14 protein-coding genes are annotated in these 19,277 nt (G+C 43.0%); 6 read left to right on the forward strand and 8 right to left on the reverse strand.

What is annotated here, in order from left to right:
• Window positions 1–77 precede the first annotated feature (77 nt).
• The 4 genes from cysE to PJ15_RS16620 all read right to left on the reverse strand — a co-directional run bounded on the left by cysE (window position 78) and on the right by PJ15_RS16620 (window position 7,146).
• The gene (cysE, locus tag PJ15_RS16605; RefSeq protein ID WP_005257044.1) at window positions 78–890 is read right to left on the reverse strand and encodes a serine O-acetyltransferase; all 813 of its coding nucleotides are present in this window, start codon (window positions 888–890) and stop codon (window positions 78–80) included.
• Window positions 883–1,722: an RNA methyltransferase gene (locus tag PJ15_RS16610; protein WP_047432692.1), complete on the reverse strand. Its 840-nt coding sequence runs from the start codon at window positions 1,720–1,722 to the stop codon at window positions 883–885. The genes cysE and PJ15_RS16610 overlap by 8 nt, the downstream gene beginning before the upstream one ends.
• A 13-nt stretch (window positions 1,723–1,735) precedes the next feature.
• Window positions 1,736–5,299 (reverse strand): DNA polymerase III subunit alpha, encoded by a 3,564-nt coding sequence (gene dnaE, locus PJ15_RS16615; protein ID WP_047432695.1) that lies wholly within the window; start codon window positions 5,297–5,299, stop codon window positions 1,736–1,738.
• A gap of 416 nt (window positions 5,300–5,715) precedes the next feature.
• Complete coding sequence (locus tag PJ15_RS16620; RefSeq protein ID WP_047432698.1) at window positions 5,716–7,146, reverse strand: pyridoxal phosphate-dependent aminotransferase; 1,431 nt, start codon at window positions 7,144–7,146, stop codon at window positions 5,716–5,718.
• A 240-nt stretch (window positions 7,147–7,386) separates the two neighbouring features.
• Here PJ15_RS16620 and msrB point away from each other — a divergent pair, with 240 nt between their 5' ends.
• The 4 genes from msrB (at window position 7,387) to PJ15_RS16640 (ending at window position 9,854) form a co-directional block, all read left to right on the forward strand.
• Window positions 7,387–7,806 (forward strand): peptide-methionine (R)-S-oxide reductase MsrB, encoded by a 420-nt coding sequence (gene msrB, locus PJ15_RS16625; protein ID WP_004771736.1) that lies wholly within the window; start codon window positions 7,387–7,389, stop codon window positions 7,804–7,806.
• Window positions 7,803–8,291 carry a glutathione peroxidase gene (locus PJ15_RS16630; RefSeq protein ID WP_004771737.1) on the forward strand — a complete coding sequence of 163 codons (489 nt, stop codon included), beginning with the start codon at window positions 7,803–7,805 and terminating at the stop codon, window positions 8,289–8,291. The genes msrB and PJ15_RS16630 overlap by 4 nt, the downstream gene beginning before the upstream one ends.
• Before the next feature lie 63 nt (window positions 8,292–8,354).
• Window positions 8,355–9,158 (forward strand): helix-turn-helix transcriptional regulator, encoded by an 804-nt coding sequence (locus PJ15_RS16635; RefSeq protein ID WP_047432700.1) that lies wholly within the window; start codon window positions 8,355–8,357, stop codon window positions 9,156–9,158.
• 72 nt (window positions 9,159–9,230) lie between these two features.
• On the forward strand, window positions 9,231–9,854 hold the full coding sequence (locus PJ15_RS16640) for a LysE family translocator (RefSeq protein WP_047432703.1): 624 nt from the start codon (window positions 9,231–9,233) through the stop codon (window positions 9,852–9,854).
• A 49-nt stretch (window positions 9,855–9,903) separates the two neighbouring features.
• On the opposite strand, the gene PJ15_RS16645 is transcribed toward PJ15_RS16640, so the two are convergent.
• The 3 genes from PJ15_RS16645 to PJ15_RS16655 form a co-directional block, all read right to left on the reverse strand.
• Window positions 9,904–13,056, reverse strand: coding sequence for an efflux RND transporter permease subunit (locus PJ15_RS16645; RefSeq protein ID WP_047432706.1), 3,153 nt, complete (start codon window positions 13,054–13,056; stop codon window positions 9,904–9,906).
• A 1-nt stretch (window position 13,057) separates the two neighbouring features.
• On the reverse strand, window positions 13,058–14,248 hold the full coding sequence (locus PJ15_RS16650) for an efflux RND transporter periplasmic adaptor subunit (RefSeq protein ID WP_047432708.1): 1,191 nt from the start codon (window positions 14,246–14,248) through the stop codon (window positions 13,058–13,060).
• Between the two features lie 183 nt (window positions 14,249–14,431).
• Window positions 14,432–14,884, reverse strand: a complete 453-nt coding sequence (locus PJ15_RS16655; RefSeq protein ID WP_047432711.1) for an Lrp/AsnC family transcriptional regulator — start codon at window positions 14,882–14,884, stop codon at window positions 14,432–14,434.
• 152 nt (window positions 14,885–15,036) lie between these two features.
• Between PJ15_RS16655 and PJ15_RS16660 the strand changes: the two genes are divergently transcribed.
• The gene (locus PJ15_RS16660) at window positions 15,037–15,657 is read left to right on the forward strand and encodes a LysE family translocator (RefSeq protein WP_005257070.1); all 621 of its coding nucleotides are present in this window, start codon (window positions 15,037–15,039) and stop codon (window positions 15,655–15,657) included.
• Between the two features lie 193 nt (window positions 15,658–15,850).
• The gene (locus PJ15_RS16665; protein ID WP_047432714.1) at window positions 15,851–18,055 is read left to right on the forward strand and encodes a TonB-dependent receptor; all 2,205 of its coding nucleotides are present in this window, start codon (window positions 15,851–15,853) and stop codon (window positions 18,053–18,055) included.
• 44 nt (window positions 18,056–18,099) lie between these two features.
• On the opposite strand, the gene dapC is transcribed toward PJ15_RS16665, so the two are convergent.
• Window positions 18,100–19,269, reverse strand: a complete 1,170-nt coding sequence (dapC, locus tag PJ15_RS16670; RefSeq protein ID WP_004771749.1) for a succinyldiaminopimelate transaminase — start codon at window positions 19,267–19,269, stop codon at window positions 18,100–18,102.
• Between the last annotated feature and the right edge of the window lie 8 nt (window positions 19,270–19,277).

Here is a 19,277-nt window from a genome sequence, read left to right on the forward strand (position 1 = left end):
GATCGTTGGTTTCACCAGTCTAGGAAAAGCAAAACCAACTTGCAATGATAAGCTTGTTACATTTCTTATATATTCGCTTAGGTTGCCGAAGTTTTGTTCTGTGCTTCACATTCACGTCTAACTTCTTCAATAATTTTAAGTTCTTCTTTACTCAATGGTTGATTCTTAGAACTTTGAGGTGAGAAACTCGGATCCAATTCTGAGAGGCGCTGGCACAGCACATTCATACGTTTTTCGTTTTTCTGCATACGATCCAGCAGCACACGAATACCTTCTAAAATTGGATCAGATTGATCTTGTGTCGTTGCATAAGGCTGGAAGCCAATACTTTCGGCATAGTCACGACGGCTGACTTCATCTTGTTCGACTTGGTTTTTATCTTTGAAGATGTAACGTGCAGGGTTACCGACAGCAGTCACATTTTCAGGAACTTCTTTGGTCACTACAGCATTCGAGCCAACTTTCGCACCTTTGTGGACAGTAAATGGGCCTAAAATTTTTGCACCTGCACCGACTACAACACCATCTTCTAGGGTTGGATGGCGTTTGCCTTTATTCCAAGTGGTGCCGCCGAGAGTAACGCCATGATAAAGCGTAACGTCATTGCCGATTTCAGCTGTTTCACCAATCACAACACCCATGCCGTGATCGATAAAGAAACGTTTGCCAATTTTTGCCCCTGGGTGAATTTCAATGCCTGTGGCAAAGCGGCTAAAAGAAGAAAGCAGGCGAGCCGTACCTTTATATTCTTTTTTCCACAATTCATGTGCCATGCGATGCATGATTAGTGCATGGATACCGGGATAGGTCGTTAGCACTTCCAGCGTGTTTCTAGCCGCAGGATCACGTGCAAATACAGCCTCGATATCTTCTTTAAGCTGTTTAATCATTTGAATGATCCTCCGTGTTTGTCTTTTTCCATGAACCTTTGGCAAGTGCCTGAACGCGACTGAAGATCCCACGTAATAAATGGTACTCCATACGATCTAATTGTATCCTTCCAAATAAACGACGCAAGCGTAATGGCAGTAAACGGGGATTATTCGGGTCTAAAAATTCGATTTCAGTCAGCATTTTTTCCAGATGAGGGTAAAACTCTTCCATCTGTTGCTGCGTCACCAGTGGTTCATCCCATTCCATGCTTTGCTGTTGTTTTAGTTGCATGTGGTCAACTGGTGTATCTGTAACTTGAGTATTTTGTTCAAGTGCAGCCATTCTCATTTCATAACACACCACCTGAATGGCTTGAGCGACATTCAGTACGCCATACTCAGGATTGACTGGGATGGTTAAATGGTAATTGGCTAAGGCCAGTTCTTCGTTGGTCAGTCCACGATCCTCACGACCAAAAACGATGGCAACATGTTGTTCTTTGCTTGCTGCCTGTAATGCTTCTTTTGCCGCAGGGCGAACATCGAGCAATGGCCAAGGAATGGTGCGACTACGGGCGCTAGTACCGAAGACGATATGACAATCCTGAATGGCTTGTTCCAACGACTCAACAATCTCAATCTGTTCAATTAAATCCTGCGCACCCGCTGCCAGAGCATCAATATCGGGATGCGGATAGGTTTTCGGTGCAACCAATACGAGCTTGGATAAGCCCATGGTTTTCATTGCACGTAAAGCACTACCAATATTGGCTGGTAGGGTGGTATTGACCATGACAATACGGACATGATCCAAATGTTTGGACACGTTATTTGAGTCAAACTGGTTCATATATTATCCAGAATTAAGAGTATTGAGAGACTTCTGCCTGATAGAGATCAAGCGCTTCATCCATTGACATGTTGTCAGGCGGCGGTGCGATGTTTGCCACTTTCGGTGCTTCTGCAACTTTGGCTGCTTTAGATTTCACTTGGTATTCGATCGCAATTGCTTCTTTACCAAAATAATCCCGCAACTTGCTCAGCAACTCATCCAGTGGTGCAACTTTCCATTGTGGGCCGAGGTGTAGCTCGGCGGTTGCAAAACTTTGCTCAAGCTGGATTTGCAGGCCAATATGCTGGCACATATCAACATTACAATAAGGTAAAAGAATCGCTTGTAAATCTTTTGCTAAAGTTTTGCTCATCAGGTCTTGCGCTAAGCGAACCTGAATACTTTGGGCACGTTTCTGGCGAATTTCATTTAAACTAAATGCCTTACTTAACCGTGCCATTGGACGGTCAAAGCCTTCACGTTCGTAGATTTCGCCTTCAATCACAACGACTTGTTCTAAGCGAACCACTTCTTTGTAGCGTTGGAAACGCTCATGGTTGCAACTGATTTCGACACGGGCAGTACCATCATCTAGTGTGATCATAATGCGGTTTGGGAAGTTGGCAATATCAACAACTAAACCTGCAAAAACCGTGGTAACACCACGACGTGTTGGTGTTAGCTCATTCAGTTTTGCTGAAATAAATGATTTTAATTCAGGACGATAGACATCAATCGGGTGACCTGTAAGGTAGAGACCCAGTGTGTCTTTTTCACCTTTAAGACGAACTTCGTCTGACCAAGGTTTCACAGGTTTGGCTGGTTTACGCTGAACTTCTTCAACTTCACCAAACAAGTCCATAATTCCTGTTTCACGGTTACTACGCGCTTGTTCGGCTGCTTGTACGGCTTCTGGCAATTGTGCCATTAAGCTCGAACGTTCAATACCGAGACAATCCAACGCACCCGCACGGATCAGGGCTTCTAAAGTACGTTTATTGATTTTTTTCAGATCAATACGATGACAGAAATCGAATAAATCCTTGTACGGGCCTTCGTTGATGCGTGAGTCGATGACCGATTGCATCGCTTGCTCACCAACGCCTTTAATTGCACCTAGACCATACACAATGGTTGCTTCATCGCTGGCATGGAAATGGTACAAAGACATATTCACAGACGGTGGTAGCACTTCCAGCTTGTTATTACGGCAGTCGTCGATCAGGAATACGATACTGTCGGTATTCTGCATTTCCGAAGATAATACGGCTGCCATAAATTCAGCAGGATAATGTGCCTTTAACCAAGCGGTATGATAGGCAACAAGAGCATAGGCCGCGGCATGGGATTTGTTAAAACCATAGCCTGCAAACTTTTCCATATAGTCGAAGATATGGTTGGCAGTTGCTTCATCAATATCTTTTTTCGCCGCACCTTCAATAAAGATCTGGCGCTGTTTGACCATTTCTTCAGGTTTCTTTTTACCCATGGCACGACGAAGTAAGTCCGCACCGCCGAGTGTATAGCCTGCACAGAACTGTGCAGCCTGCATTACCTGTTCTTGGTAAACCATAATCCCGTAGGTTGGTTCTAATACGCCTTCAAGCAGGGGATGAAGATACTCAAACTCACCCCCATGCATACGATGGATAAAGTCAGGAATAAGATCCATCGGGCCGGGACGATACAAGGAAACGAAAGCAATAATTTCTTCAAATTTGCTTGGTCGTGCTTCCTTCAACATCTTTTTCATGCCGACGGATTCGAACTGGAATACCGCAGTTGTATTTGCCTCGGCAAACACCAGATAAGCGTCTTTATCGTCTAAAGGAACATTGGAAATGTTTAGTGGTATCTCGGATTTGATCCGCTTATTGATATTCTGAACTGCATCTTCAATTACCGTTAGGTTACGTAAGCCCAAGAAGTCGAATTTAACCAGACCTGCAGCTTCAACATCATCTTTATCATATTGTGCTACGCGGTTGGTGCCATCGGCATCACAAAGAACGGCTGAGTAATCGGTAATTTTACCGGGTGCAATAACAACACCACCCGCATGCTTACCTGTATTACGCGTGATACCTTCTAGCTTAAGTGCCATTTCCCAGATTTCAGCGGCATCATCATTGTCTGGATTTGACGGGTTGGTGACGATGTCTTTGAGCTGCGGTTCCATGTCAATCGCAGTCGCTAGATCGACACCCAGTGGTTTGGTCGGAACCATTTTAGAAATACGGTCAGCCAGACCATAGGATTTACCTAAGACACGGGCTACATCTCGAATCGCACCTTTTGCCGCCATGGTACCAAAAGTGGCAATCTGTGAAACCGCTTGACGACCATAATTCTGTGCAACGTATTCAATCACACGGTCACGACCTGCAATACAGAAGTCGACGTCAAAGTCGGGCATCGAGACACGTTCCGGGTTTAAGAAACGTTCAAAGAGTAGGTCATAACGTAGCGGGTCAAGATCGGTAATTTTTAAGCTATATGCAACCAGTGAACCCGCACCTGAACCACGACCTGGACCCACAGGCACGCCATTATTTTTGGCCCATTGAATGAAGTCCATGACGATGAGGAAGTAACCAGGGAATCCCATCTTGAGAATAATATCAACTTCATATTTGATCCGCTCATCATAAGGTTTGCGAATCTCGGCCCAGTCTTCGTCACGTTCAGCGATCGGATAAAGAACATTTAAGCGTTCTTCTAAACCTTCACGAGACAAATGCTCGAAATAGGTGTCGATGGTATACCCATCTGGAATCGGGAAATCAGGTAAGAAATAAGTTCCGAGCTGTAATGCAACATTACAACGTCTTGCAATATGGTAAGTGTTTTCAATTGCACTCGGAATGTCTGAAAATAGCTCAGACATTTGTTCGCCAGTTTTAAAATATTGTTCAGGGCTATAATTTTTCGGGCGTTTATCATCGCCAAGTACATAGCCATCTGCAATACAAACGCGGGCCTCATGGGCCTCAAAATCTATTTGTTCAACAAAGTGGACATCATTATGGGCAACAACACCAATCTGATATTTGGCGGCCAGTTTCACGGCTTGCTGAATAAAATCTTCTTCGCCTACACGTTCAGTACGCGTTAAGGCCAAATAGACACGATTGCCAAATTTCTCAATCCATGCTTCCAGTAAAGGTTCAGCTTTTTGTGGATTGGAAGAGCAGAGCATTTTGCCCACATCACTATGTTGGCCTAGCAAGATAATCAGGTCTTCTGCTTGTTCAAGTACCCATTCTTTTTGTACGCATGGGATACTTAACTGTTGGCCTTCGATAAAACCGCGTGACACGATTTCAGTCAGATTACGCCACCCAGTATTGCTCATTGCCAGTAAAGTTGCGCGATGTTCAGCATCATTGAGGCGAATCACACTGCCTAAAACAGGCTTAATGCCTTTCTTTAGACATGCTTCGTAAAATTTTACTGCTGCGTGGAGGTTGGATAAGTCTGTGAGTGCAAGAGCTGGCATCTCATCTTTTACGGCAGCCTTGACCAAATCAGGTATGCGAACAATCGATTCTGTAATCGAAAACTCTGTATGGATACCGAGATGAACAAACCGCATAGAAGGACTATCCTTTTTCAAACCAACGCATAGTTTAGCATGCAAACCGAAAATGACATGCTTAATATTTTGGCAAACCGTGTGTTTGCTTTGTTATTTTGCTCAAAAGTTAAAAATTAGTTTTTGATTTTTTCTATGTGTGGTCTAGTTTTACATACGAACTAGACCAAGCGATGGCTTATTTGTCATGTTTAATGTGAAAAGCGCTTACACGAGTAAAAGATATCCTGTTGCTCTGAATGTGCTGTGAAACTACATCAAAGTGAAGTTCCACTGTTTGGAATTTGACTGTGTAAAAAGATATTTGATTTTGATTCAAAATCTAGGGCACTGCTGTAGAAAGCTATCTAAAATCTAGACAACACATCTAAAGATTAAATATAAAAAAATCCCCCTGAATAAAGGGGGAGTTCTTATTAACGCATTTTTGCCAAAAAACGGCCTAAGCGATTGATGGCTTCGCGCAGCTCATTTTCAGCTGGCAGGAACACTACACGGAAATGATCTGGCGTTGGCCAGTTAAAGCCTGTGCCTTGTACCAATAATACTTTTTCCGCTTTTAACAGATCCAGCATCAGTTTTTCATCATCTTCAATTGGATAGACTGCTGGATCGAGTTTAGGGAAGCAGTACATTGCGCCATCAGGTTTAACACAACTAAGACCGGGGATTTCATTCAGCATTTCCCAAGCAATATTACGCTGTTCGTATAAACGACCACCTGGGCGAATCAAATCGTTAATTGATTGATATCCACCTAATGCAGTTTGAATCGCATATTGAGCTTGGTGGTTGGCACATAAACGCATTGAAGCCAGCATATCCAAACCTTCGATATAGTCTGCTGCACGTGTTTTGTTACCTGTAATCGCCATCCATCCTGCACGATAACCTGCAATACGATAAGCTTTTGATAAACCATTGAAGGAAATACACAGTTGATCTCCAGCCAATGCAGCTACAGCCACATGTTCGATGCCGTCATAAACGATTTTGTCGTAGATTTCATCAGCAAATAAAATCAGGTCATGCTTTTTCGCCAATGCAACAATTTGCTCTAATACATGACGTGGATAGACTGAACCTGTCGGGTTGTTTGGATTGATAATGACAATACCACGGGTGTTTGGCGTGATTTTGCTTTCCATATCCGCAATATCGGGATACCAGTAGTTTTCAGAATCACATTTATAATGCACTGCGCTACCGCCAGACAGATTTACCGCTGCCGTCCATAAAGGATAGTCAGGCATTGGCACCAGCATTTCATCGCCATCATCCAGCAAGCCTTGCATTGCCATAACAATAAGTTCAGACACGCCGTTGCCCACATACACATCATTGACGTGCATATCAAAAACGCCTTTCTGCTGGTAGTACTGGCAGATCGCTTTACGTGCAGGGAAAATACCCTTTGAGTCGGTATAGCCAATGGCATTCGGCAGGTTTAAAGCCACGTCATTAATAATTTCTTGTGGGGCTTCAAAACCAAAAGGTGCAGGGTTGCCGATATTCAGCTTGATAATCTTGTGTCCTTGCTCCTCCATTTCATTGGCGGCGCGCAGTACAGGTCCACGGATGTCGTAACAAACATGCTCAAGCTTAGATGATTTTTTAATTTCTCGGCTTGATTGATGAGACTGGGGAACAACAGTACTTTTAGACATAGCAGGATTCACTTTTGCATATCGGTATAAATAACTTTTAAAGGTTTCAACTGTTACCAGATTCAGGTCGTGCTGATCTCTCAGTAATTCAACAATTTTTTCGTGGGTAAAACCTGATTGTTGATATTGTCTGATGGTCGGTAATAAGTTTTGAAACACCACACTTTTTTTCTGAGACATTTTTTGTCCTATACAACCGTGCGAAACAAGAATATCACTATATTTGCTCACGTAAAAGACAATATTGTTAAAATTTGCTTACTTTAAATATTTAATTTGCTTTCTTTTTGCTATTTTTGATTTAGATGCTTAAACTTCAACAAATTATACGATCTGAGACTAGAGTTTTTTTTGCGAATGGCGTAAATATAAAATCTGATCATCATGATATTTTTAACATCAGAATAAAAGGTGCAGGTTATGGGAAAAGTGAATAAAACAGACCGAGAATGGCAACGAGAGTTATCCGCAGAAGAATATCGCATTACCCGTCAGAAAGGCACAGAACCCGCATTTACAGGACAATATTGGAATAATAAGCAACATGGTACTTATGTTTGTCGTTGTTGTGGTGCGGAATTATTTTCTTCCGATACAAAATACGATAGCGGGTGTGGTTGGCCGAGCTTCTTTAAGCCGATTGATAGTGTTGCAATAGAAGAACATGAAGATTTATCGCATGGTATGGTCAGAACAGAAATTGTCTGCCATGATTGCGATGCACATTTGGGCCATGTGTTTGAGGATGGTCCACAGCCGACAGGACTGCGTTATTGCGTGAATTCGGCATCATTACAACTTAAAACAGATGAGAAGAATGACGAGGAAACTTATCCATGAGTAACATTTATCAGTTTGAAGCTGAGTTGTTAGAGGGAGAAACAAAAGCGCTCGCTGATTATAAAGGCAAGGTCATGCTGATTGTAAATACTGCAAGTAAGTGTGGTTTTACCCCGCAGTTTGCTGGATTAGAAAAACTTTATGAAAAATATAAATCTCAGGGACTAGAAGTATTAGGATTTCCTTGCAATCAATTTGGAGGACAGGATCCGGGCACCAATAAAGAAATCGGAACCTTTTGCCAGCGTAATTATGGCGTCAGTTTCCCCATGTTTGCCAAGGTTGATGTGAAAGGGCCTGAAGCACATGTGATTTTCCGTTATTTAACTCGTGAAGCGAAAGGGCTTTTAGGTAGTCGGAATATCAAGTGGAATTTTACGAAATTTTTAGTTGGTCGTCATGGTGAAGTGCTAGAGCGTTATGCGCCAACAACGAAGCCAGAAGCGTTAGAAGCAGATATTGAAAAAGCTTTAGCTCAGAAATAATATGTTTTGGCTTTGAGTTAAATCATTTTGAACTCCACCGTTGAGTTTTGGAACCATCCTGACATGCCGTATGTTGAAACGCGTAGGGCATGTCAAAGTCGAATCTGTTATAAATCGCATAGTCATCCCACCTTTTCAATCGGCGCAGTAGATGCCGGGCAGAGCCATTTTTCTAGTTCTTTTGCTTCAGAGCAGTTGATTCAGGCGGGGAGCGTCGTAGTTATTCCTGCCCATGTTGAACATTCATGTAATCCTTTGCCTCAACAGGCTTGGAGTTACCAAATGATGCATCTTGATGCAGTATGGCTTGCTGGACTGATCAATGAATTGCAACAGGAAATAGATTCGCACTTGGATTTAAACATCCCATATTTGCCGCAACTCAAACCCATAATTCTCCATGATCTGGATATTTACGCCGCATTTACTAGATTAAATCAGGTGTTGTTTGATCCGCTGATTCCTAAATTAGAAAAAGAACACTACTTAATTAAGACTTTAACTGAAATGCTCATACCGAATTTTCATTGGGAAAATATTGGGGCGGCAGGTTATTTCCAGCCATATTTACCGCGCTTAATTGAGTGTCTGAATAGCAGTATGGATGATTTATCGCTACAGCAACTGGCTGATGAATTACAGATGAGCCGTTATGCGTTAATTCGGCTATTTAAGCATTATTTGGGTTTAACGCCACATGCCTATCAATTAAATCAAAAGGTGAATCAGGCGCGTTTACGCTTGCGTCAGGGCTGTGATCTGGCTCAACTGGCGCATGAGCTGGAGTTTACTGACCAAAGCCATTTTCATCGTGTCTTTAAACAATATACGGGTGTCACCCCAAAACAATATTCTAAAAAATCTTAGCTCCCGCAATTTTATACAAGAATAAAGTTTTAAGCTTTTTTAAGCTGGCTCTCCTTCATTTGGAGAGAAGGTATGGAGCTTTTTTTAACGATCGTGGTGACTCATTTTATTGCTTTGCTGACGCCGGGTGCTGATTTCTTTTTAATTTTAAAAACACTGATGCAAAGCAAAATAAAGGCAGCGCGATTGACTTGTATGGGAATTGCAGTAGGCAATGCCATCATTCTGCTGATGATTTATTGCAGTCTGTTTCTGTTGGGTCAGGTCAATACTGAAATACTGGTCGCGATGAAATGGTTAGGTGTCCTTTATTTTGCCTATCTGGCGGTTCAATGTTTTCGTGCGGCGCGTTCAGCACAGATAATCCCTAACACCGAGCAGGAAGATGTTGCAGCGTCGCAAAATAAGGCTCAATTTACGCACTTTTTACTGGGTTTAGGTTCAAGTCTACTCAATCCCAAAAACCTGATGTTTTATTCGGTCTTGGTGATTCTGGTTTATCCGCAATATAATTTTTTGCAAAACTTTTTGGTCTGTGTCTGGATGGTGGGCTTGGTGCTGATCTGGAATCTGGCGATGGTTAAATTGATGAACGCAACCATTTATCTGTCATGGTTAAATCAGCATATTTATTATTTATATTATCTGGCGGGCAGTAGCTTTATCTTTTTTATGCTGGTACTGATTTTATCCTAAATATAAAAAAGACGATCAAATGACCGTCTTTTTCTTTTTTACTTAAATGCTATTGGGATGGTTCAATAGGTTGAGGCTGGGTTTTCCTGAAACTGTGTATCTTGCGATTAATATCGTCAATAAAGGTATACACCACAGGAATCACCAGTAAGGACAAGAAGGTACTGGTAATCAAGCCTCCAATCACCGAGATCGCCATAGGGGCACGGAAGCTCGGATCTGTACCAATGCCTAAGGCAATCGGCAACATACCTGCACCCATTGCCAGCGTGGTCATGATAATCGGGCGTGCCCGTTTATGGCAGGCATCCAGCAAGGCATTGAAGCGGGAATAATGCTTCTCATCTCTGGCAATAATGGCGTAATCCACCAGTAGAATCGAGTTCTTGCTGGCAATCCCCATCAACATAATCAGACCGATCAAGCTTGGCATCGAGAAACTGCTTTTCGCCAATAGCAGCATCACAAACGCACCGCCAAGTGATAAAGGCAAAGCCACCAAAATGGTAATCGGTTGCAGGAAGTCTTTGAACAACAGCACCAGTACCACATAGATACACAATACGCCTGTTAGCATCGCCAGACCAAAGCTTGAGAACAGTTCCTGCATGACTTCGGCATCACCAATATTGGTACGTTTCACCGTTGGGGGCAGGTTCTTCATGGTGGGGAGCTGGTCAACTTTTGCCGCGATATCACCCAGCGGCTGATTATTCAGCTCAATGGTAAAGTTGATATTACGTAGGCGGTTAAAGCGGTCAATTTGCGATGGGCCACTTTCAATGTTGACATCAGCAATGGTGCCTAACATGACGGGGCCATGACTACCTTTGACCATTAAGCGTTTCATCAACTCCTGATCCTGACGTGCTGATAGCGGTAGTTTGATCACCACAGGAATCTGACGTTGTGACAGGTTTAACTTGGCCAGATTCTGGTCAAAATCACCTGCAGTCGCGATACGCAAAGTCTCTGCAATATCATAAGTGGTGACACCTAGATCGGCCGCTTTGGCAAAATCTGGACGAATCACCAATTCAGGACGAATCAGGGCGGCACTTGAGGTGATACTTCCTACATTTGGAACAGTTCGTAATTCACGTTCAAGGCTACGTGCTGTCGCCATTAATGTATCGGGATCATCGCCAGAAAGTGCAATTTGATATTGGCTATTGTTGCCTGCAAGTCCGACTTGGATGCGCGCGCCAGGCAGTGGTGCCAGACGTTGACGCAATTGGTCTTCTATGTCTTGCAAGCTGGCACTACGATCAGAACGCTCCGTGGTTTGAATGGTTAAAGTGGCTTTACGGGGTTCACCTGATGCGCCACCTGAAAATGGATCTGTACCCGCAGCACCGCCACCAATGGTGGTATAGATACTTTTAATTTCAGGATGATCTTTAATCAAGTTGCGTGCGTATTCAGCCGTTTTAAGCGTATCTCCAAATTGAGAACCGGGTGTTAATTCCAGACGAACCTGTGTTTGTCCTGTATCTGGAGGAGGCACAAACCCAGTCGGTAATAAGGGAATCAACATGACCGAGGCAATAAAGAAAGCAATTGCGCCGCCTAAAGTGATCCAGCGATGATTGAGACACCAAGTGACCAGACGCATATAACCACGCATGACTTTGCCATCTTTGGCGCGATCTTTCGCTAAACGTGCTGTACCTTGATCTGCCGCCGTTTTTGTATCAGAAGCATCGTCCTGTTGTTCGACTTTGCCGATCCAAGGCTTCAGGATATAGGCAGACATCATTGGGGTGAGTAAACGTGCAACCAGTAGGGAAGCAAAAATTGCCAATGCTGCCGTCCAGCCAAATTGAACAAAGAATTTTCCTGCAATCCCGCTCATAAAGGCAGTCGGAAGGAATACGGCAATCAGGGTAAAAGTGGTCGCAATAACAGCCAGACCAATTTCATCTGCGGCTTCCATAGCGGCTTCATACGGTGTCTTGCCCATGCGCAGATGCCGTATAATATTTTCAATTTCAACAATGGCATCATCGACCAGAATCCCCACCACCAGTGACATGGCCAGTAGCGTCACGGTATTGAGGGTAAAACCAAAGAAATACATGCCGATCATGGCGGGTAGGATAGACAATGGCAGGGCTGTTGCAGCAATAATCGTGGCACGCCAGTCACGTAAGAATAACCATACCACCAAGATTGCCAGAATAGCGCCTTCATACAGGAGCGACATTGAGCCTTCGTAATTGTCGACTACCGGATTGACGAAGTTGAACGCTTCGGTGATCTTGATATCTGGATGTGCCGTTTTCAGTTTATCTAGTGCTTCAGCAACACCTTTTTGCACATCAACTTCACTGGCTCCTTTACTACGGGTGATTTCAAAACCAATGACGGGTTGTCCATTTAACAGTGCAGCCGAACGTCTTTCCGCAATCCCATCCCGAACAGTGGCAACCTGATCCAGACGAATATGCCGACCATCACTCAAGGCAATATCCATTGCACCAATTTCATCGGCTGTTTTGACTGTAGCAATGGTCCGAATCGATTGTTCACTGCCACCAATTTTGGTTTGACCACCCGAGGCATCTTGCTGGATTAATCGCAGTTGACGGGTTATGTCGGTTGCCGTTGCATTCAGTGCCAAGAGTTTTTCGGGATCAAGCTCAACATCAACCTGACGTGTGACACCACCTACACGTGCCACTGCACCAACACCTTTGACTTGGAGCATGGCGCGGGCAATATCGTAATCCACAAACCAAGACAGTGCTTCTTCATCCATCTTGGGCGACTGGATGGTATAGGTCAGAATAGGTGAGCCAGACAGGTTAATCTTACTGACAATTGGATCTCGTAAATCAGCAGGTAAATCTGAACGGACTTGTGACACGGCATTACGCACATCATCCACTGCTTCCTGCAAGGGTTTTTCCAGCTGGAACTCGGCAGTAACGGTGACAACACCATCCTGAATATTGGTGTACTGGTTTCTGAGTCCTTGCAGGGTCGCAATCGAGTTTTCGATTTTACGTGCTACTTCGGTCTCAAGTTGTGGCGGCGCAGCACCCGGAAGGGCAGCGGTTACAGTCACCATGGGTAGTTCAATATCTGGGAACTGCTGGATCTTCATCCATTTAAAGCATAATAATCCTGCCAATCCCAGCATGATAAATAACAGGATGCCAGGAATTGGATTTCGGATCGACCAAGCGGAGAAATTCATATTATTTCTCCTGTGTGGTCACGAGCTGTTTGGTGAGTGGTGTGTCTGGAATGTCTTTGGCAATACTGACAAGATCACCATCTGCCAAGAAACCTGTGCCTGAAGACACCACTTTGACATTCGGTGCCAAATCTAAAATTTCAACCCGATCGCCTAGACGACGCCCAACATTAACTTTTTGTTGAGTCACGCGATTTTTGTCATTGACCGTAAATACATAAGAAAAGCCATCGCGTAACAACAGCGCTGTTTGTGGAACGGTTAATGCGGGTTTTTGGCCTAAATCAAATTCACCTTTGACGAACATTCCCATGCGTACAGCCTGCGTGGTTGGAATATCTACATACACCAGTCCATAACGGGTTTGTGGATCAATCACAGGTGCAATCATTCTCACTTTACCTGTCACGGCGGGTTGGGCTGGATCAGGTGAAATGATGTGCGCTGTCATGCCTTGTTTAAGCTTATACAAATCCGAGGTGGTCACTTCTGCGCGCCATTCCAGACGATGGTCACGAATCAGACGGAAAAGTTCCTGTCCTGTTTGCGCTAATGAACCTACTGTAGCAGTTCGTGCTGAAATGACACCATTGTCAGGCGAGACCACTCTGGTTTGAGCTAAACGTAATTGATTACTTTCAATTTGTGCTCTAGCCGCATCCAGCTTGGCTTGAGCAGTGGCTTGAGACGTTTGATATTGGGTGGCTTCCTGAGCTGAAATCGCACCTGTATTTTTGAGTTGCTGAATACGTTTATTATTGGTGATGGCATCGGTAAGAACAGCTTGTGCTTCTGCATAACTGGCTTTCGCTGCTGCGAGATCAGCACGGATGGTTTCACTGTTAATCTCCGCTAAAACCTGACCGCGTCGTACTTCATCACCAACATTGACATTCACCCGAGTCAGACGCTGGCCAGAGAGTTCACTACCAATCACCACTTCTTGCCATGCAGCAATATTGCCATTCGCCGTAAATGTCTGTTTCCAGTTTTGCTGTTGAGGAGAGACCACGGTAACAGTCAGTGCCGCTTTCTGTGCGGTGGTATCGGCATTTTTTTGCTGTTTTGCAGCTGTTGTTTTTTTAGCAATTCCAGTCTGCCAAACCACGATTACAATAATTAAAAGTACAACAACGATTGCTAAAATGAGCCAACCCTTTTTCTTTATTTTCTTGGGAGTTTGAGAAGTCATCTTTCCATAGTCATCAAGTTTTGATGGCTAAGTATAGACGAAGATTTCAACAGTAGGTCAAGATGCAATGGACAGATAAAAAAATTAATAAAGCTGCCCATTTTGCTTACCGTTTACCTAAGAAAATAAGTGACTTTATTCACATTGATGCATTTTAGTTTGACCCAAAATGATAAGCCCTTTTTATAAAGGCAATAGTCGGTTGGATACTACATTTTTCATGACAATGGTCGAGGTCAGACGTTGTACATTTGGCAAGGCAGAGAGACTGTCGTCATAGAGCTTCTGGAAACTTGCCAGATCTTTGGCAACGACATGCAGTAAATAATCAGGATTTCCGAATAAACGCTGCGCCTGAATCACATTGGCAATTTCAGTGACTTTTTCTTCAAAGCTGGACAGGGCAGTTTTATCGCCATCTTTTAAAGTTACAAAGATAATCGCAGAGAAATTGAGACCGATTTTAGAGGCTTCCAGATCAGCGTGATAACCCTTGATCACGCCACTTTCTTCTAAAGCTTTGACGCGACGATGGCAAGGAGACAGGCTTAAGCCGATTCTTTCTGCTAGTTCGGTGATAGATAATCGTCCATTTGCCTGTAGTTCAGCAATAATTTTCTTATCGATGCGATCCACTTGGAAGAATCTCCCTATTGGCATTAAAGAAATAGAAGTATTTGGAATAACATTTTCACCATTAAAGCATATCCTTTCTCAACAATCTTCACCAAATGGTGAAAAAGAAAGCTATTAAAAATAGCGTTGGTGATGCAGAAAGGGCTTGGCTTATGGAACTCAGTGTAATTTTTGCTTTCTGGTGTGTTTCGATCTTATTTGTGTTAACGCCGGGTGCAGACTGGGCCTATGCCATTCTTGCAGGCATTAAGGGGAATTTTGTCTTAAATGCGGTGACTGGCCTGATTTTGGGACATTTTATTGCAATCTTGTGTGTGGCTGCTGGGGTAGGTGCATTACTGCAACATTATCCAATACTGTTAACCACGATGACGATTTTAGGTGCCTGTTATCTGCTATGGATGGGTGCAAATTTATTGATTCATCCTGCTACCATTTCGAGTGATCATAATGAAACACAAACCTTAGATTCGGCACGTTCGTGGTTGCTGAAAGGTGTGGGGATCAGTGGGTTAAATCCCAAAGTCTTATTGCTGTTTTTTGCTTTATTGCCGCCGTTTATTCATCCTGAAATGTCTTTTGCACCTACAACCCAGATTATTTTGCTGGGTATGATTCACCTATTGAGTTGTGCAGTCGTTTATGTGCTGGTGGGAATCGCAGCGAATAAACTTTTGGCAACGCGTCCAATGGCTGTAAAAGTCGTCAGTCGGGTTTCTGGTGGCCTGATGGTAATGATCTCGATCATTTTATTTATAGGACAGCTTGGCTAAGAAAATAGTGAAATTTCTTAAGAATAGATGGCTTTAAATTTTATATTGATTGAATTCAGTCTGTTAATTTTAATGCCGTTTAAGTCTGGAAAACTCATGAAATTATGGAATGGCACATATAGATAAAAAATAGTGTAAAACGTATTAATTCTCATTTATTATGCGGTTTTTTTAAAGTCGGCTGAAATAAATCATGGGTAGAAAACTTAAACCATTAGTATTGATGATGACATGCGCTTCAATGGGGACAACGGCTGTTTTTGCAGATGAAGTGCAACAGGGGCAAGCAGCGGATGCAACCGTGACATTAAATACAATTCGTATTACTGCGAGTGCGGATGCATCAGCAGATGGTTTAATGGATCCTTTTGCAGGTGGACAAGTTGCCAGTGGTGGTCGGGTCGGGATCTTTGGTAATCAGAAGAATCTGGATACACCATTCAACTTAACCAGTTATACCAATGAATATATTCAGTCCAAGCAAGCTAAAAGTGTAGGGGATGTATTAAAGGCTGATCCAAGCGTTCGTGTTGGGCGTGGTTTCGGAAACTTTCAGGAATCTTATTATATCCGAGGTTTTAATTTAGGGTCAGATGATACGGCTTATAATGGTCTGTATTCGATTCTGCCACGCCAATATATTCCGACAGAGCTATTTGAACGTGTCGAAGTGCTTAAAGGTGCTTCATCTTTCTTAAATGGTGCGATGCCGGGCAATGGCGGAATTGGTGGGGCAATTAATCTATTGCCAAAACGTGCAGGTAATGAACCATTAAATCGTGTTACGGTTGGTACAGATTTTAACGGTGGCCAAATTGCTAGTGATATGTCTCGTCGCTTTGGCGAAAACCAAGAGTTTGGTGTTCGTGTAAACACTGCTTATCATGGTGGCAATACCAGCGTTGATGATGAAAAAAACTCATTAGGTCTGGCTTCAATTGGTCTAGACTACCGTGGTGATCGCCTACGCTTATCTGGAGATATGGGCTATAGCAATAATCGTTTAACTGCAACACGACCTAATATTTCTCTTGCAGGTTTGACTGAAGTGCCTGCTGCAATAAAGGCGAGTCGTAATTACGCTCAAAAATGGACCTATTCTAATGAAGAGGACGTGTTTGGTAGTTACCGTGCAGAATATGATTTAACTGATGCTGTAACCGCTTATGCGGCTTATGGTTTCCGTCATGGTGAAGAGCAAAATAGCCTTGCGAATCCAACTGTAACCAATGTCTCTAATGGTGATGCGAAATATTCACGCTTTGACAATGGTCGGGTCGATATGGTGAATACTGGTGAAATTGGTATTCGCGGTAAGTTACAGACAGGTTCTATCCAGCATAATCTAGTGTTATCAGGCTCTGCATTCCAGCAAAATACCCGTAATGGCTGGGCCATGAGCGGAAGTAACACCACTAATATTCTTCATCCAGTTTATAGCAATGCACCTGAATTGACGATTGGTAATCCAGAGCGTGTCAATGATCCTAAGCTTGGCACACGTACCCGTCTAAGAAGTATCGCGATTGGGGATAATATTTCTGCGTTTGATGATAAGTTGATTGTGATGCTTGGCGCGCGCTATCAAAAGATCATGCAGGAAACTTATAACTATCAGACCGATGGAAGTAAAATCAATCCAGCATATAATGAGGCGAAATGGACGCCTGCTTTAGGTGTGACTTATAAACTGACGCCAGAATTTTCTGTGTATGCAAACTATATCGAATCATTGGCGAAAGGGTTAAGTAATACTACAGTGGATGTCACAACAACACTTAAACCTTTTGTTGCCAAGCAAAAAGAAATTGGTGCTAAATACGAAAATGATCGTTTAGGTGCGAGTATCAGTTTATTTGACATTAATAAGCAGCGTGGTGTCTTGCAAGATGGGGTGTTTAGTGATGCTGGTGAATACGTTCATCGTGGTGTCGAGCTAAATACCTATGGCAAGCTGACTGATTCAATTACTGTATTGGGCGGTGCGTCGTGGCTACACGCCAAGCAAAAGAATACAGGGTCTGCCTTATATGATGACAATAATGAAGTTGGTGTGCCAAAGTTTCAAGCCAATTTAGGTGCTGAATGGGCATTGCCAGTTCCGCAAGATATCTCCTTAAATGCACAATTGACTTATACAGGTTCGACTTATGCAAGTCTGGATAATAAGTTAAAAGTGAATGACTGGACTACGCTGGATATCGGTGCAAACTATAAAACCCAGCTTGGACAAACACCAACCACTTTTAACTTTAAAGTGAATAATGTCTTCAATAAAGATTATTGGTCTTCTGTTGGCTTATCTGACAATATCAATAGCACTTCAAATACCAATAATGGTTATGTTGTAGCAGGTCTACCGCGTACCTTTATGCTCAGTGCAAGTTTTGATTTCTAATTTATAGCGCTAAAAAAATCCCCGAATATTCGGGGATTTTTTATTTATAGAATGGCTTTGAGTCGTTTGACCACTTCTTCACACTGAGCTAAATCTGCAACCAGCGCCATGCGTACATGACCTTCACCCGGATTGCCTTGTTCAGTCTCGCGAGACAGATAACGACCCGGTAAAACTTTAATATGTGCTTTTTCCATTAACATCTTGGCAAAAGTTTCATCATTATCCACTTTTAACCAATAATAAAAGCCTGCATCTGGTTTTTGTAACGGCAATAAATGACCAAGTTCAGACTGGAATAAATCAAATTTAGCACGGTATTGCTGACGGTTTTCTTCAACGTGCGCTTCATCATTCCATGCTGCGATTGAAGCCAGTTGATTTTGTACGGGCATTGCAGCGCCGTGATAGGTGCGGTATTGCAAATAAGGTTTCAATAAAGCTGCATCACCAGCAACAAAGCCAGAGCGCATACCCGGCAGGTTTGAGCGTTTAGAAAGTGAATGGAACACGATACAGTTTTTATAATCGTCACGGCCCATTTCAGCACAAACTTCTAGCAGACCAATCGGTGCCTGATCAAACCAGAGTTCTGAATAGCATTCATCTGATGCAATTACAAAATCATATTGATCAGAAAGTGCAATCAGCTTTTTAAACTGTTCTTTTGACAGTACTGTTCCTGTTGGATTACCCGGGGTACAAACAAATAATAAAGCTGTTTTTTCCCACACTTCCGCTGGAACTGCATCAAAGTCACCTAAGTAGCCATTTTCTTCGGTACAGTTAATGAAATAGGGTTTTGCACCTGCAAGTAGGGCAGCACCTTCATAAATCTGATAGAACGGATTTGGCATCACCACATACGGTGCATCTTCGCGTTTAATCAAGGCCTGTACAAAAGAGAAAATCCCTTCACGTGTTCCAGAAACGGGCAGAATATGATCCTCTGCACTGATCTGGTTCAACTTAAAACGATTGGTGAGCCATTGTGCAATACTTTGGCGCAGTTCTGGCAAACCTTTACTGTTTGGATACGTCGATAAATGAGCAAAATTATCAATAATTGCTTGCTTCACAAACTCTGGTGCTGGATGTTTCGGCTCACCAATTGATAAGGGAATCAATGGTAAATTGGCAGGTTGTACCTCTTTAAAAAGCTGGTTTAACTTTTCAAAAGGATAGGGATGCAATAACGACAAGCTAGAGTTCATTTAAACAG

Origin of the sequence: Acinetobacter sp. neg1 (genome assembly GCF_000788125.1) — a bacterium.
Taxonomy (GTDB): Bacteria; Pseudomonadota; Gammaproteobacteria; order Pseudomonadales; family Moraxellaceae; genus Acinetobacter; species Acinetobacter vivianii.

Excerpts from the sequence above, each read along its gene's own strand:
- PJ15_RS16645 (WP_047432706.1), bottom strand. The coding sequence starts at position 13,056 with ATGAATTTCTCCGCTTGGTCGATCCGAAATCCAATTCCTGGCATCCTG.
- msrB (WP_004771736.1), top strand. The coding sequence starts at position 7,387 with ATGGGAAAAGTGAATAAAACAGACCGAGAATGGCAACGAGAGTTATCC.
- PJ15_RS16635 (WP_047432700.1), top strand. The coding sequence starts at position 8,355 with ATGCCGTATGTTGAAACGCGTAGGGCATGTCAAAGTCGAATCTGTTAT.
- PJ15_RS16610 (WP_047432692.1), bottom strand. The coding sequence starts at position 1,722 with ATGAACCAGTTTGACTCAAATAACGTGTCCAAACATTTGGATCATGTC.
- cysE (WP_005257044.1), bottom strand. The coding sequence starts at position 890 with ATGATTAAACAGCTTAAAGAAGATATCGAGGCTGTATTTGCACGTGAT.
- PJ15_RS16665 (WP_047432714.1), top strand. The coding sequence starts at position 15,851 with ATGGGTAGAAAACTTAAACCATTAGTATTGATGATGACATGCGCTTCA.
- PJ15_RS16620 (WP_047432698.1), bottom strand. The coding sequence starts at position 7,146 with ATGTCTCAGAAAAAAAGTGTGGTGTTTCAAAACTTATTACCGACCATC.
- PJ15_RS16650 (WP_047432708.1), bottom strand. The coding sequence starts at position 14,248 with ATGACTTCTCAAACTCCCAAGAAAATAAAGAAAAAGGGTTGGCTCATT.
- PJ15_RS16640 (WP_047432703.1), top strand. The coding sequence starts at position 9,231 with ATGGAGCTTTTTTTAACGATCGTGGTGACTCATTTTATTGCTTTGCTG.
- PJ15_RS16660 (WP_005257070.1), top strand. The coding sequence starts at position 15,037 with ATGGAACTCAGTGTAATTTTTGCTTTCTGGTGTGTTTCGATCTTATTT.
- PJ15_RS16630 (WP_004771737.1), top strand. The coding sequence starts at position 7,803 with ATGAGTAACATTTATCAGTTTGAAGCTGAGTTGTTAGAGGGAGAAACA.
- dnaE (WP_047432695.1), bottom strand. The coding sequence starts at position 5,299 with ATGCGGTTTGTTCATCTCGGTATCCATACAGAGTTTTCGATTACAGAA.
- dapC (WP_004771749.1), bottom strand. The coding sequence starts at position 19,269 with ATGAACTCTAGCTTGTCGTTATTGCATCCCTATCCTTTTGAAAAGTTA.